This window comes from Pseudomonas sp. Ors-4-3C (assembly GCF_055755035.1).
This window is the reverse complement of sequence record NZ_CM146900.1, coordinates 5,538,636-5,552,470: the sequence shown is the minus strand read 5'-3', so window position 1 is coordinate 5,552,470 and position 13,835 is coordinate 5,538,636. Positions and strand designations below refer to the sequence as shown.

Genomic DNA, 13,835 nt, shown 5'->3' with positions numbered 1-13,835 from the left:
ACTGCTGTTGAAACTGCTGATTCTCGATCGGGACGGAGTGATCAATTACGACTCCGACGCTTATATCAAGTCGGTGGAGGAGTGGATTCCTTTGCCCGGCTCGATCGCAGCGATTGCGCAGTTGAGCAAGGCCGGCTGGACGGTGGCGGTGGCCACCAACCAGTCGGGCATTGCTCGCGGCTATTACGACCTCGCCACCCTCGATGCCATGCACGCGCGCCTGCGCGAGCTGGTGGCGGAGCAGGGCGGTGAAGTCGGGCTGATCGTGTACTGCCCGCATGGCCCGGATGAGGGTTGCGATTGCCGCAAACCGAAACCGGGGATGTTGAAAACCATCGCCGAGCATTACAACGTGGCGCTGACGAATGTCTGGTTCGTCGGCGACAGCCTTGGTGACCTGGAGGCCGCCAAAGCCGTCGATTCACAGCCCGTTTTGGTAAAGACCGGGAAAGGCGAAAAAACTCTGGGCAAGACCCTTCCGGTCGGCACCCTGATTTTTGACGATCTGGCGGCGATTGCCGCAGAACTTATCCACAACTAGAGTGCTTCTGAAGTTCCTGACCAGGGATTGATCGGGAGTGCGCTTGAACAGTCGGGCATCGCCCGTAACGGTAAACGTCGCCATGTCGATACTGCAGGCCATCAGAATCTTCCTCTTTTACCTGCTGCTGGGCACCACTGCCTTGCTGTGGTGCAGCCTGAGCTTTTTTATCGCGCCCTTTTTGCCGTTCAAGGCGCGCTATCGTTTCATCAACGTGTACTGGTGCCGTTGCGCCTTGTGGTTGACCAAGGTGTTTCTCGGCATTCGTTACGAGATCAAAGGCGCGGAAAACGTGCCGGACCGGCCCTGCGTGATTCAGTCGAACCACCAGAGCACTTGGGAGACGTTCTTTCTCTCCGCTTATTTCTCGCCCTTGAGCCAGGTGCTCAAGCGTGAATTGCTGTACGTGCCGTTCTTCGGCTGGGCCATGGCCATGCTGCGGCCGATCGCGATTGACCGCGACAACCCGAAAGCGGCACTCAAGCAAGTGGCCGCCAAAGGCGATGAACTGCTCAAGGATAACGTCTGGGTATTGATCTTTCCTGAAGGCACCCGCGTTCCTTACGGCACCGTCGGCAAGTTCTCCCGCAGTGGCAGCGCGTTGGCGGTGAATGCGGCGCTTCCGGTACTGCCGATTGCACACAATGCCGGCAAATTCTGGCCGAAAATCGGCTGGGGCAAGCAGCCGGGCGTGATCACCGTGGTCATCGGCGAGCCGATGTATGCCGAAGGCACTGGCCCGCGCGCTATCGCCGATCTGAACGACCGGGTACAAGCCTGGAACGAACGGACTCAGCGCGAAATGGGTTCGCTTCCGCCGGCACCGCAGGCGCCTGCAGCCAGTGATCAGATGGCTGTCTGAGATTTTGTGGATAACCTGTGTACGGTTTTGTTAAAAAGGCCTGAATCTTTAATTTAAGTAACTGATTTACTTATATATTTCTCAAGCTCATAAAGCACCGTAAAAGGTGCATAAGTTTTTTTCGGAAGTAAAAAAACCGGCTGATATAGCCGGTTTTTTTGTGCCTGTTCACTCAGCGATCAGCGGTAACTGCAGCCGGAACGTGGTGCCTCGATCGACGATGCTATGGCACTCGATGCTGCCGCCATGATGATCAACTACTGCCTTGACCATCGACAGCCCTAAACCCACACCATCGATACCTTGCGCCGATGAAAAGCGTCGGTACTGCATGAACAGATCCGGCAATTCCTCAGCGGCGATGCCTTTGCCCTGATCGCTCAGTTCACAGCGCAACCAGTCGCCCTGGCAACTGACACTCAACTCGATCGTTGTGTCGGCCGGGCTGTACTTGATGGCGTTTTCCAACAGGTTGAACAAGGCGCGGGTCAGCAGGCCTTGATCAGCGTTGATCAGACGCTCCTGGGATTGTTCGTCCATCGTGTGCAGCAGTTTTATGCTTTTCTGCTGGGCGATGGGCAACGCCTGATCCAGCACGTCCAGCACCAGCATCGCGAACAGGCTGGGCTGAAACTGGTAAGCCTCGGATTCCGCCCGCGCCAGCAACACGAAGCCATCGGTCAATTCCAGCGCGCGGCGTACCTGGCGCTCGATCTGCTCGAACAGCGGTGAATCCGCTCCGGCCTGATGGCGATGCACATCGAGCAGAGCAAGGATCGCCGAATGCGGGGCGCGCAGGTCGTGGGACAGAAAACGCAGCAGTACGCCGCGCTGTTCTTCAGCGGCGCGTTCGGCACTCAGGTCGGTGAGGCTCAGCAGCCAGCCAATGGGAGTATCGCCGTCCACCGGCAGCAATGCCGCCCGCTCCAGACGCAGGCTGCGTTCCTTGTGATCGCGAAACTCCAGCAGTGCCAGGGTGGACAATGCCGGGCGCGGTTCTGTGGACAACTCCGGGTAACCGAGACGGGCCAGTTGCTCGAGAACGTCGCCGCCCACCAGCGGGTGATCGAACAATACCCGAGCCTTGCGATTACCCAAGAGAATCTGCCCCTTGGGATCGCTGATCAGCGTCGCCACCGGCAGGTACTCCAGACCGTCGGCAATGAAGCGCCGGGTATCGCGGGTGCGGCTCATGGCTTGCTCCAGCGCCATGATCTGGCCCTGCAGCTGATCAGCGCTGGTGAATTGCGCGCGGCGCCGTTCCGGAAATACTTTTGGCTCGCGGTCCAGCCGCGCCAGCTCCCAGCCAAAGTACGTCAGCACCACGCTCAGGCGCCGCCAGTTCCAGATCAGGTAACCGAACAACATGCCGAGCGCCGATGGGGTCGGTGACCACCAGTGCCGAACTTCCGCCAGCCCGGCGCTGGCCAGCAACACGCACGCCACCCCGCCCAATGTTACCCAGATCGCCCAGCGCGGGCGCCACAGCAGCAAGCCGAGGACACACGCCACCAGCCCCACCGAAAGCAATGCGCTCAAGCCCGGCGACGTGTCATGCAGATTGATCTGCGCGCGATACGACAACAAGGCAGTCAGCGGCAACAACACTAGACTTATCCACAACCACTCACGGACCAGCCGCCGAAACAGGCGCTGGACCTGACTCGGCTCGCGGCTTTCACGCCGACGCGGGCTATTCATGACAAACAGGGCAGGTGACAGTGAATGGTTTCATGGGTCACAGGTCTGAGGATGTAGATCCGAAGAATCATAGCGGACGACGACCGATGGTGGATTGCTTACTTTCACCGCACAGGCCAAGCCGTTATGGTGGCCGGCCACTGCCCAAGCAACAAGGAACCCACGCGTATGCGCGTTGCGATACTGGACGATGAACCCGCCGAACTGCGTCGGGTCGAGCAAACCCTGCAGCAGATGGCTGCGGTGGGAGACCAGCCCTGGTCGCTGCACAGCTTTGAGCGGGGCGAGGATCTGCTGCGCCAGTTGCGCCGGGACACCTTCGACCTGCTGATCCTCGACTGGCAACTGCCCGACCTGACGGGCCTGGCGCTGCTGCGCTGGACCCGTGAGCACATGGAGTCGCCACCCGCCGCGATCATGCTGACCAGCCGCGACGGCGAAAGCGATATCGTCCAGGCGCTGAACGCCGGTGCCGACGATTACGTGAGCAAACCGTTCCGCCCCAACGAGTTGAAAGCCCGAGTCGCCGCCGTACTGCGCCGGCATAGTCAGCAACGCAGTACCGCTGCCGAAGTCCTGACCTTCAATGACCTGACCTTCGACGATGCCGAACTGAGCGTCACCCGCGAGGGCAAGGCAGTCATCATGACCGAGCGTGAATACCGCCTGGCGCGCTGCCTGTTCAGTAACCTGGGTCGACCGTTGTCGCGCGAGTACCTATACGAACGCTTCTGGCCCCATGAAGAAGTGGCGTCGTCACGGCCACTGGATACGCACATCTATCGCCTGCGCAACAAACTGGGGCTGACGGCGGATCGGGGTTGGCAGTTGCTGACCATTTATGGGTATGGCTATCGATTGGAAAGCGTAACGCCAGCTCAGGAATAAAGCCCACCGCATCGTAGCCTTCGGCAGCCCGACAAGAGATCAATGAAGCGTCAGCCCTAATAGCCCGATTGCCAGTTCACGCTCATCATCGCCCATACCCAATTCACGAGGGCTGATGGCGAGGGGAAGATTGAACTTGAGACGCATGAAGCCTTCGCGCGCTATCGACGCTCGTACTTCGGCCGGGAGCGTAATGTCGAATGTGTTGGAAGCGGTGGTCAGGCTGGCGCCAAGGACCTGGAAATCATTAATACGGATCTCCATTGCCTGGCGTGGGTAGGCCTGGGTCACGAAGGTATTGGTTTCGAGCGACACAGCGCTCACATCTGCGCTGGGTCTGAGTATCACTTCAGCCTCTTTGCCGACTGAACCGGTGCCCCATGCTTCGGAGTCCCACCAGCCTTTGGCAAGCGCGGTACTCCCCGTACTTCCTTCCGTGAACTGGATTCTCTCGCCGAGCCTGACCGCGGGGATCAGCTCGTGCAAATCGGCTTCAGGAAATTGTGGGCACTCGGAACAGCGTTTCCAACCCGGTGCGAGCACCTGAAAACCGTCGACTTTTATCAGCGAATCGGTACTTCGATCGATGGTGAATGCCGCTTGAAGCGTTGAACGCTGATCGAGAACGTAGAGGGAATCAGCCTCGAAACGTCCTGATGCAATGACCTTGGCTGCCGCGCTCTGCGCGGACTGCAGAGACGCATAATTCACTCTTCCCAGATAAACCGCGTCCGTTGCGAGATGGTATTTACCCGCGTAATCGGCAAGTTCTATCCAATGGGTCGAATAGCTTTGTGGCTTGATCCATCGCACCTTTTGATAGTGCGACGCTGCGATGCTCCAGAAAGGATCAACCAATGGGGTTTTCCATTGCGCGCTGGGGGAGGCCATCAGTTTGCTGCGAATGGTTTCCCAGCCCGCACGGGTATCGACCACCTGCAGCACGAGTGCTGTCGCGAATAACAGGACCGCAGTACGAGACCTGTAACCACGCACAATCACAAACAGCACCGCAAAGATCGTCGCGTACATGACGGGCCAGATCATCCGGCCAGCTGCGCGGAAAACACCGGCTTTCGCGATGATGAATTCCGGTAGCCAATAGTGGAGTTCGAAGGGACCAATGCCGACATTATTGGAAAACGCATAGATCATCAGCCCGAACAGGGCGAGCAATAACACCCAACGCGGACGAATAACAGAAAGGAACTGACTGCGACCCGACAACAGCAACGGCAGCGCGCAAACGGTTAGAAAAAGCACCCCCAGCCCTGGAAAAGCCAGCCCATCGATATCGCCCGGTACGCCGGGCAAATCACCCAGTACGTAGGACCATCCGGCAGAGTCGAAGAAGGTCAGCACATTGGCGCGCAACAATCCAAACCCGATTAAACCGAGTCCAGCACTATCGACACTGAAATAGCCTGCCTGCCAGCAGCAGAAACCCGTCAGCACCAGGATGCCGGCCAGTTCGGCAAAGGCTTTCCCCGGCGTCAGCTGGCGTTTGATGGTTCTCGCCAGCAGATCCGCCAGCCAGATCAACGCGACCATAGCCAGCAGATAGGCATGCACCAGCGCCGATGCAACCAACAAAGCTGCCCAGGCAAAGGATTGTTTACGGGTAGAAGGGCGCAGGGCCAGATACAAAGCGGTCAGGACCAGAAAATGCCCCGCGAGGGACAAGTGCTCGCCCATCCGAAGAATCATCGCGGGAGCGAAGAGAAAGAGCGCCGAACCGAGCAAGCGCACCATCAGGTGGTCGCTGGCCAAACCCATCAGCTTCCACGCAAACCAACTCTGGAGCACGAAACACATCAGGAACCAGAGACCGAAATATTGGAACGGTTCGGGCAATAACGCTGCGAACGGCTTGAAGAGCAACGCAAAGAGCGGGTTTGAATCCGAAAATACGATGGCGTTGCTCAGTTCCAGCCCGTACGACGGATTGAGTCCGACAGGAAATGACCAAGGCGCATTCCTGAAAAACACCCACCCCAAATAATGCGTAGCCGGATCGCCACTGCTCAGCCATGCGATGTTTTGCGGATTCAGCGCTCTGGGGCCAACGACAATCAGAAAGGCCAGCACGCCCATCAATAGAGGTAAAAGATTGACCGGCAAGCGTTTGACCAGATCCTTCATCGATAAACGTCCATTTGTCATGCGCCCGTCAATGTGCAGGCAGAAATCGAGCTGTATCGTACGTAAAAAAAAGCCCGCTTGCGCGGGCTTTCTCTTGCTTTGGCAGGCCGCCCTGAAGGGTGCCCGAGCGGTCACTGACCTGGATCAGAAGTCCAGGTTGGAAACCGCCAGCGCATTGCTCTCGATGAAGTCACGGCGAGGTTCGACCGCATCACCCATCAGGGTGTTGAAGATCTGGTCTGCGCCAATGGCGTCTTCGATGGTGACTTTCAGCATGCGGCGCACGCTTGGGTCCATGGTGGTTTCCCACAGCTGATCCGGGTTCATTTCGCCCAGACCTTTATAGCGCTGGATGGTGTGGCGCTTGGTGCTTTCGGCCATCAGCCAGTCGAGGGCTTCCTTGAACTCGGTGACCGCTTTCTTGCGCTCGCCACGCTGGATGTACGCGCCGTCGTCGAGCAGGGTGCTCAGTTGAGCGCCGAGGGTGACGACGGTCTTGTAGTCGTTGCTGCCGAAGAAGTCGCGGTTGAAGGTGACGTAGTTCGACAGGCCGTGGGAGATCAGCTCGACCTCTGGCAGCCACACGCCACGTTCACGATCTTCACGCAGGCTGGCCTTGTAGACCAGACCCGACTTCTCGACGGTGCGCAGACGTACTTCGTACTGAGCCAGCCAGTCTTGCATCTTCGCGTGGTCGCCGAGCATTTCCAGGCTCACGGCAGGCAGGTAGATGAAGTGCTCGGTCAGTTCCTGCGGGTACAGGCGCGACAGACGTTTGAGGGTCTTCATCACCATGCGGAAGTCGTTGACCAGACGCTCGAGCGCTTCACCGGAAATGCCCGGGGCCTCTTCGTTCAGGTGCAGGCTCGCATCTTCCAGGGCCGACTGCGTCATGTACTCTTCCATGGCGTCGTCGTCTTTGATGTATTGCTCTTGCTTGCCTTTCTTGACCTTGTACAGCGGCGGCTGGGCGATGTAGATGTAGCCGCGCTCGATCAGCTCCGGCAACTGACGGAAGAAGAAGGTCAGCAGCAGGGTACGGATGTGCGAACCGTCGACGTCAGCATCGGTCATGATGATGATGTTGTGATAGCGCAGCTTGTCGATGTTGTACTCTTCGCGCCCGATACCACAGCCCAGTGCGGTGATCAGCGTGCCCACTTCCTGGGACGAGATCATCTTGTCGAAGCGTGCTTTCTCGACGTTGAGGATCTTGCCCTTCAGCGGCAGGATCGCCTGGGTCTTGCGGTTACGCCCCTGCTTGGCAGAGCCGCCCGCGGAGTCACCTTCCACGAGGTACAGTTCAGACAGCGCAGGATCTTTTTCCTGGCAGTCAGCGAGCTTGCCCGGCAGACCGGCGATGTCCAGCGCGCCTTTGCGGCGGGTCATCTCACGGGCCTTGCGCGCCGCTTCACGGGCACGGGCCGCGTCGATCATCTTGCCGACGACCAGCTTGGCTTCGTTCGGGTTTTCCAGCAGGAAGTCGGAGAAGTACTTGCCCATCTCCTGCTCGACCGCGGTCTTCACTTCGGAAGACACCAGCTTGTCTTTGGTCTGCGAGCTGAACTTCGGATCCGGCACCTTCACCGAGATGATCGCGGTCAGGCCTTCACGGGCATCGTCACCGGTGGTGGCGACTTTGTGCTTCTTCGCCAGACCTTCCTGCTCGATGTAGTTGTTCAGGTTACGCGTCAGTGCGGAACGGAAACCCACCAGGTGAGTACCGCCGTCGCGCTGTGGAATGTTGTTGGTGAAGCACAACAGGTTCTCGTTGAAGCTGTCGTTCCACTGCAGGGCGATTTCCACGCCGATGCCGTCTTCACGCTGGATGTTGAAGTGGAACACCTGGTTGACCGCAGTCTTGTTGGTGTTCAGGTATTCAACGAACGCACGCAGGCCGCCTTCGTACTTGAACAGTTCTTCCTTGCCGCTGCGCTCGTCCTTGAGGACGATGCCGACACCGGAGTTGAGGAAGGACAGTTCACGAATGCGCTTGGCCAGGATGTCCCAGCTGAAGTGAATGTTCTTGAAGGTTTCGCTGGAAGCCTTGAAGTGGATCTGGGTACCGGTGGTTTCGCTGTCGCCAACGATCGCCATCGGCGCCTGAGGTACACCGTGGATGTAGGTCTGTTCCCAGATCTTGCCGCTGCGGCGTACGGTCAGTACCAGCTCTTCGGACAGGGCGTTCACGACCGAAACACCTACACCGTGCAGACCGCCGGATACCTTGTAGGAGTTGTCGTCGAACTTACCGCCAGCGTGGAGGACGGTCATGATGACCTCGGCGGCGGAAACGCCTTCCTCTTTGTGCACGTCTACCGGGATGCCACGGCCGTTGTCTTTGACGGTGATGGACTCATCCGGGTGGATGATGATGCTGATGTCGTCGCAGTGGCCAGCGAGGGCTTCGTCGATCGAGTTGTCGACCACCTCGAACACCATGTGGTGCAGACCGCTGCCATCGTCGGTGTCACCAATGTACATACCGGGACGTTTGCGTACGGCATCCAGGCCTTTCAGCACTTTAATGCTCGTTGAGTCGTACGTATTTTCTTCGCTCAATGCCTTCACTCCCGATGGTCGTGGGTCTGGGTGATACGGCCCTGTTCCACGTGGAACAGAGCGACTGGCGTTTCCGTCTGCCAGCCTTCCCTCAATAATTCGTGATCTACACAGGTGATGAACACCTGGCAGCGTAAGTCTTCCAGCAAGCGGCACAGCGCGCGACGGTGGCTCTCGTCCAGCTCGGACGGCAAGTCATCCACCAGATAAATACACTGGCCGCGTCGGGCCTGGCTTACCAGATGCCCCTGGGCAATTCGCAAGGCACAGACCACCAGCTTCTGCTGACCCCGGGACAAGATGTCCGCGGCATTGTGTGCGCCCAATCTAAGACGCAAATCAGCCCGTTGCGGCCCGGCCTGGGTATGACCCATTTGCTGGTCCCGTTGCACGGAGCCAGCCAGTACGGCACTCAATTCCCGGTCCTTGTCCCAGCCTCGGTAATAGCTGAGCGTCAAACCTTCAAGCTCAACCAGTTCGCTCAAGGTTTGTTCAAAGACTGGTTTCAAGGCTTTGATGTAAGCGCGGCGGTATTCATCGATTTCAGCGCTGGCCTGGCACAGTTCCCTGTCCCAAACCGCTTGCGAAACGGCGTCAAGTGTACCATGCCGCAGCCAGGAGTTTCTCTGGCGCAAGGCCTTCTGCAAACGCTGCCAGGTCGACATGAAAAGCGGTTCGACGTGGAACACACCCCAATCGAGAAACTGCCGGCGAATCTTCGGCGCACCTTCGAGCAGGCGAAAGCTGTCGGGGTTGATCAGCTGCAACGGCAGGATTTCTGCCAGTTGCGCGGCGCTGCGGGCGTTCTGCCCGTCGATGCGGATCTGGAACTCTCCCTGACGGTCGCGAGATATCCCCAACGCACTGTGGCCACCCTCGGCCAATTCGACCTGACCGAACACGGTGCAGGCGAGTTGTTCGTACTGGATGACCGGCAACAGCCGCGTACTACGAAACGAACGGGCAAGCCCGAGCAGATAAATGGCTTCCAGAACACTGGTTTTGCCGCTGCCGTTGGCGCCGTAAAGGATGTTGATGCGGGGGGAGGGGGAGAAGGTCACCGGGTGCAGATTGCGCACCGCGGTGACCGAAACACGACTTAAGGACATCCAGGATCAGCTGATTACAGACGCATCGGCATGACAACATAAGCCGAGTCGTCATTGTCGGACTCTTGCACCAGCGCACTGCTGTTGGAGTCGGACAGGATCAGGCGAACCTGCTCGGTGGTCATCACGCCCAGCACGTCGAGCAGGTAGCTCACGTTGAAGCCGATTTCCAGCGAGCCGCCGTTGTATTCAACGCCCACTTCTTCTTCCGCTTCTTCCTGCTCCGGGTTGTTGGCCTGGATCTTCAACTGACCGTTGGCCAGTTGCAGACGGATGCCGCGGTACTTCTCGTTGGAAAGAATCGCGGTACGGCTGAACGCTTCACGCAGGGCCTGACGATCGCCCAGTACCAGCTTGTCGCCGCCCTTCGGCAGAACGCGCTCGTAGTCCGGGAATTTGCCGTCGACCAGCTTCGAGGTGAAGGTGAATTCGCCGGTGGTGGCGCGGATGTGGTGCTGACCCAGAACGATGCTGACGTTGCCATCCGGCTCGGTGAGCAGACGCGCCAGTTCCAGAATACCCTTGCGCGGCACGATCACCTGATGGCGATCCGGCTGACCGATATCGGCCTGCATCGAGCACATCGCCAGACGGTGACCGTCGGTGGCCACGGCGCGGATCACACCGGCCGAAACTTCCAGCAGCATACCGTTGAGGTAGTAGCGCACGTCCTGCTGGGCCATGGCGAAGCTGGTCCGTTCGATCAGACGACGCAGTTTGCTCTGCTCCAGGCTGCAGGTCAGCGAACCCGGCCCTTCTTCAACCGTCGGGAAATCGTTGGCCGGCAGGGTCGACAGGGTGAAACGGCTACGGCCGGCCTTCACGACCAGCTTCTGCTCGTCGACCTTGATGTCGATCAGCGCGTCGTTGGGCAGGCTCTTGCAGATGTCCATCAGCTTGCGCGCAGGCACGGTGATGGAACCGGTTTCGGCCGGCTCTTCGAGTTGTACGCGACCCACCAGCTCGACTTCCAGATCGGTACCGGTCAGCGACAGTTGCTGGCCATCGACGACCAACAGCACGTTGGACAGTACCGGCAAGGTCTGTCGGCGCTCGACGACGCCTGCGACCAGTTGCAGGGGTTTCAACAGGGCTTCGCGTTGAATGGTGAAATGCATGGTCTAGTCCCTTGCCTTAATAAGCTGCGCTGGTGTTCATCAAGTGGTCAGTGTACGCAGCAGGTTCTTGTAGTCCTCGCGGATGTCCGCGTCGGATTCCTTAAGTTCGTTGATCTTGCGGCAGGCGTGCAACACCGTCGTGTGGTCGCGACCACCAAACACATCGCCGATTTCCGGCAGGCTGTGGTTGGTCAGTTCCTTGGACAATGCCATGGCCACCTGACGCGGACGAGCCACCGAGCGCGAACGGCGCTTGGACAGCAGGTCGGAAATCTTGATCTTGTAGTACTCGGCGACAGTGCGCTGAATGTTATCCACAGAGACCAGTTTGTCCTGCAGTGCCAACAAGTCCTTCAGGGATTCGCGAATCAACTCGATGGTGATGTCGCGGCCCATGAAGTGCGAGTGGGCGATCACGCGTTTCAGCGCGCCTTCCAGCTCGCGGACGTTGGAACGAATTCGCTGGGCAATGAAGAACGCCGCGTCGTGCGGCAACTCGACTTTGGCCTGGTCGGCCTTCTTCATCAAGATCGCCACGCGGGTTTCCAGTTCCGGCGGCTCGACGGCAACCGTCAGGCCCCAGCCGAAACGCGATTTGAGGCGCTCTTCAAGGCCTTCGATTTCTTTCGGGTAGCGGTCACTGGTGAGAATGACCTGCTGGCCACCTTCAAGCAGGGCGTTGAAGGTGTGGAAAAACTCTTCCTGGGAACGCTCTTTACGGGCGAAGAACTGAATATCGTCGATCAGCAACGCGTCCACCGAACGATAGAAGCGCTTGAACTCGTTGATCGCGTTCAGTTGCAGCGCCTTGACCATGTCGGCAACGAAGCGCTCGGAATGCAGGTACACGACCTTGGCATTCGGGTTCTTCTTTAATAGATGGTTACCCACCGCGTGCATCAAGTGGGTTTTACCCAAGCCGACGCCGCCATAAAGGAACAGCGGGTTGTAGCCGTGCTTCGGGTTATCCGCTACTTGCCAGGCCGCCGCACGGGCGAGCTGGTTGGACTTGCCTTCGACGAAGTTCTCGAAGGTAAAGGTGCGGTTCAGGTAGCTGGTGTGTTTGAGCGCGCCTTCGACCTGCACAGTGCGCTGTTCGGCGCGAACCGGGGCCTGTTGCGACGCCGCACCGGCCATCGGATCAAAGCTGTCGCGGGACGGCTCTTCACTGACTTCCTCGGTTTTCTGCGTCGAGCGCTTGGCCGGGGCTGCGCTCGGCGCTGGCGTTGGCGGGCTGGCCGGCGCGGCATTGGCCTGAGCTTGCGCCGCAGCCAACGGTGCATTCGGCGCGGCGCGCGGTGCCGAGCTGCGTTTGCTGCCTATTAATAAGGAAAGCGCTGGCGCCATGCCGTTGCCGTGCTCATCCAGCAGTTCAAGGACGCGACCGAGGTACTTTTCGTTGACCCAGTCCAGCACAAAACGGTTCGGTGCGTAGACGCGCAACTCGTCGCCTTCGGCTTCGACCTGTAGTGGACGGATCCAGGTGTTGAATTGTTGGGCAGGCAGCTCCTCGCGCAAAAGCTCCACGCACTGCTGCCAAAGTTCCACTGACACGGATATCCCCTAAGTTGAAAGCCGGTGAGGCAAAAACAAGCGGCCATTGTAACGGCGAGCCGTCCACTTATCCACATGCAGGTTGTGTGGTGACCATGATTAATCAATGCGTTAACCGGTAAAAAGGCGACCAACGGTGTGTGAATAAGCTCTGTGGATAACCGCCTCTGAGGGCACTGGACAACTGGGGGTGGAACTCGGTGGATAACCTGCCTGTGGATAACTGACGATTCCACACACAGGTTATCCGACAGCGCAGCACAGGCTGACCACGGTTTTCCACTGTAGTTGTCATTCTCTGTACATCAAGCCAGACAAGGGCTCAACGTGGTTATCCACAGAAGACTGTCGCCCTAGCTCTTATAAACTTTACAGAAAAGCTTTAAATAATTCCCTTCTTTATTTTTATGTTTGGCAGGCAAGGTCTTGGTTCTGGATGCTCCAGATATCTATTTATAAGGAAACGTTGGTTGGAAATTGACCTGAAGGCTTGCTTTCTCTAGAATCCCCGGTCTCTTAAAACGGGGGCCATTCCGGCCCGTTGTGGACGAACCAGGTAACACGACATGAAACGTACTTTCCAACCAAGCACTATCAAACGCGCTCGTACCCACGGTTTCCGTGCTCGCATGGCTACCAAGAACGGTCGTGCCGTCCTGTCGCGTCGCCGCGCCAAAGGTCGTGCGCGTCTGGCAGTTTGATAATCCGGCACTGGAGGTGAGTCAGGACTTCAGTCGGGAAAAGCGTCTGCTTACCCCCCGGCATTTCAAGGCAGTCTTTGACTCCCCTACCGGCAAGGTTCCGGGGAAAAATCTCCTGCTCCTTGCGCGCAACAACGATCTCGATCACCCCCGTCTCGGGCTGGTTATCGGGAAAAAGAGCGTAAAGCTCTCCGTTGAGCGCAATCGCCTCAAACGTCTGATGCGCGAATCGTTCCGTCTGCACCAGGACTCACTGGTCGGCTGGGACATCGTTATCGTCGCGCGTAAAGGTTTGGGCGATGTAGAAAACCCCGAATTGATTCAGCATTTCGGCAAACTCTGGAAGCGCCTGGCCCGTAACAAGCCAGTTCCAGCAGTCAACACCGAAACTGTAGGGGTAGACAGTCCAGATGCGTAAACTGGCCCTCGTTCCGATCCAGTTTTATCGCTATGCCATTAGTCCCCTGATGGCTGATCACTGTCGTTTCTACCCCAGTTGTTCCTGCTACGCGTTAGAAGCCATCGAAAATCATGGCCTTCTGCGCGGTGGCTGGCTGACCTTTCGTCGTTTAGGTCGCTGTCATCCGTGGAATCCCGGTGGTTATGACCCGGTTCCACCTATCCCTACCTCCCGTTCTTCTTCGATGGCCGAGTAAT

General features: G+C 58.2%; 12 protein-coding genes. 6 read left to right on the top strand and 6 right to left on the bottom strand.

Going from position 1 to position 13,835, the window contains the following annotated elements; all coding sequences use genetic code 11:
- The first annotated feature begins 1 nt into the window (after nucleotide 1).
- On the top strand, nucleotides 2-541 hold the full coding sequence (gene gmhB / locus ACVHNU_RS25165) for a D-glycero-beta-D-manno-heptose 1,7-bisphosphate 7-phosphatase (RefSeq protein WP_177434763.1): 540 nt from the start codon (nucleotides 2-4) through the stop codon (nucleotides 539-541).
- A gap of 82 nt (nucleotides 542-623) precedes the next feature.
- Nucleotides 624-1,403, top strand: a complete 780-nt coding sequence (locus tag ACVHNU_RS25160) for a lysophospholipid acyltransferase family protein (protein WP_003220219.1) — start codon at nucleotides 624-626, stop codon at nucleotides 1,401-1,403.
- A 168-nt stretch (nucleotides 1,404-1,571) separates the two neighbouring features.
- On the opposite strand, the gene ACVHNU_RS25155 is transcribed toward ACVHNU_RS25160, so the two are convergent.
- Complete coding sequence (locus ACVHNU_RS25155; RefSeq protein WP_473018504.1) at nucleotides 1,572-3,104, bottom strand: sensor histidine kinase; 1,533 nt, start codon at nucleotides 3,102-3,104, stop codon at nucleotides 1,572-1,574.
- A 168-nt stretch (nucleotides 3,105-3,272) separates the two neighbouring features.
- On the opposite strand from ACVHNU_RS25155, the gene ACVHNU_RS25150 reads away from it, so the two are divergent.
- A complete protein-coding gene (locus ACVHNU_RS25150) occupies nucleotides 3,273-3,992 on the top strand; it encodes a response regulator transcription factor (RefSeq protein WP_003220215.1) in 720 nt (239 codons plus the stop codon).
- Nucleotides 3,993-4,031: 39 nt separating this feature from the next.
- Here ACVHNU_RS25150 and ACVHNU_RS25145 read toward each other — a convergent pair whose 3' ends face one another.
- From ACVHNU_RS25145 to dnaA, 5 genes are all read right to left on the bottom strand, one after another.
- Nucleotides 4,032-6,134 carry a DUF6311 domain-containing protein gene (locus ACVHNU_RS25145; protein WP_473018503.1) on the bottom strand — a complete coding sequence of 701 codons (2,103 nt, stop codon included), beginning with the start codon at nucleotides 6,132-6,134 and terminating at the stop codon, nucleotides 4,032-4,034.
- 144 nt (nucleotides 6,135-6,278) lie between these two features.
- On the bottom strand, nucleotides 6,279-8,696 hold the full coding sequence (gene gyrB, locus ACVHNU_RS25140; RefSeq protein ID WP_003220210.1) for a DNA topoisomerase (ATP-hydrolyzing) subunit B: 2,418 nt from the start codon (nucleotides 8,694-8,696) through the stop codon (nucleotides 6,279-6,281).
- Between the two features lie 5 nt (nucleotides 8,697-8,701).
- Nucleotides 8,702-9,805 (bottom strand): DNA replication/repair protein RecF, encoded by a 1,104-nt coding sequence (gene recF / locus ACVHNU_RS25135; protein WP_473018502.1) that lies wholly within the window; start codon nucleotides 9,803-9,805, stop codon nucleotides 8,702-8,704.
- A gap of 14 nt (nucleotides 9,806-9,819) precedes the next feature.
- Nucleotides 9,820-10,923 carry a DNA polymerase III subunit beta gene (gene dnaN, locus ACVHNU_RS25130; protein WP_003220202.1) on the bottom strand — a complete coding sequence of 368 codons (1,104 nt, stop codon included), beginning with the start codon at nucleotides 10,921-10,923 and terminating at the stop codon, nucleotides 9,820-9,822.
- Nucleotides 10,924-10,962: 39 nt separating this feature from the next.
- A complete protein-coding gene (dnaA, locus tag ACVHNU_RS25125; RefSeq protein WP_003220200.1) occupies nucleotides 10,963-12,477 on the bottom strand; it encodes a chromosomal replication initiator protein DnaA in 1,515 nt (504 codons plus the stop codon).
- Nucleotides 12,478-13,043: 566 nt separating this feature from the next.
- Here dnaA and rpmH point away from each other — a divergent pair.
- Genes rpmH through yidD form a run of 3 tightly spaced genes read left to right on the top strand, consistent with a single transcriptional unit; the run spans nucleotide 13,044 to nucleotide 13,834 of the window.
- On the top strand, nucleotides 13,044-13,178 hold the full coding sequence (gene rpmH, locus ACVHNU_RS25120; protein ID WP_003213577.1) for a 50S ribosomal protein L34: 135 nt from the start codon (nucleotides 13,044-13,046) through the stop codon (nucleotides 13,176-13,178).
- Between the two features lie 16 nt (nucleotides 13,179-13,194).
- Nucleotides 13,195-13,596 (top strand): ribonuclease P protein component, encoded by a 402-nt coding sequence (rnpA, locus tag ACVHNU_RS25115; protein ID WP_045122860.1) that lies wholly within the window; start codon nucleotides 13,195-13,197, stop codon nucleotides 13,594-13,596.
- Nucleotides 13,589-13,834 carry a membrane protein insertion efficiency factor YidD gene (yidD, locus tag ACVHNU_RS25110; RefSeq protein WP_010565858.1) on the top strand — a complete coding sequence of 82 codons (246 nt, stop codon included), beginning with the start codon at nucleotides 13,589-13,591 and terminating at the stop codon, nucleotides 13,832-13,834. Before rnpA ends, yidD begins: the two co-directional genes overlap by 8 nt.
- The last annotated feature ends 1 nt before the right edge of the window (nucleotide 13,835 follow it).

Excerpts from the sequence above, each read along its gene's own strand:
- ACVHNU_RS25160 (WP_003220219.1), top strand. The coding sequence starts at position 624 with ATGTCGATACTGCAGGCCATCAGAATCTTCCTCTTTTACCTGCTGCTG.
- ACVHNU_RS25155 (WP_473018504.1), bottom strand. The coding sequence starts at position 3,104 with ATGAATAGCCCGCGTCGGCGTGAAAGCCGCGAGCCGAGTCAGGTCCAG.
- ACVHNU_RS25150 (WP_003220215.1), top strand. The coding sequence starts at position 3,273 with ATGCGCGTTGCGATACTGGACGATGAACCCGCCGAACTGCGTCGGGTC.
- ACVHNU_RS25145 (WP_473018503.1), bottom strand. The coding sequence starts at position 6,134 with ATGAAGGATCTGGTCAAACGCTTGCCGGTCAATCTTTTACCTCTATTG.
- recF (WP_473018502.1), bottom strand. The coding sequence starts at position 9,805 with ATGTCCTTAAGTCGTGTTTCGGTCACCGCGGTGCGCAATCTGCACCCG.
- dnaN (WP_003220202.1), bottom strand. The coding sequence starts at position 10,923 with ATGCATTTCACCATTCAACGCGAAGCCCTGTTGAAACCCCTGCAACTG.
- rpmH (WP_003213577.1), top strand. The coding sequence starts at position 13,044 with ATGAAACGTACTTTCCAACCAAGCACTATCAAACGCGCTCGTACCCAC.
- yidD (WP_010565858.1), top strand. The coding sequence starts at position 13,589 with ATGCGTAAACTGGCCCTCGTTCCGATCCAGTTTTATCGCTATGCCATT.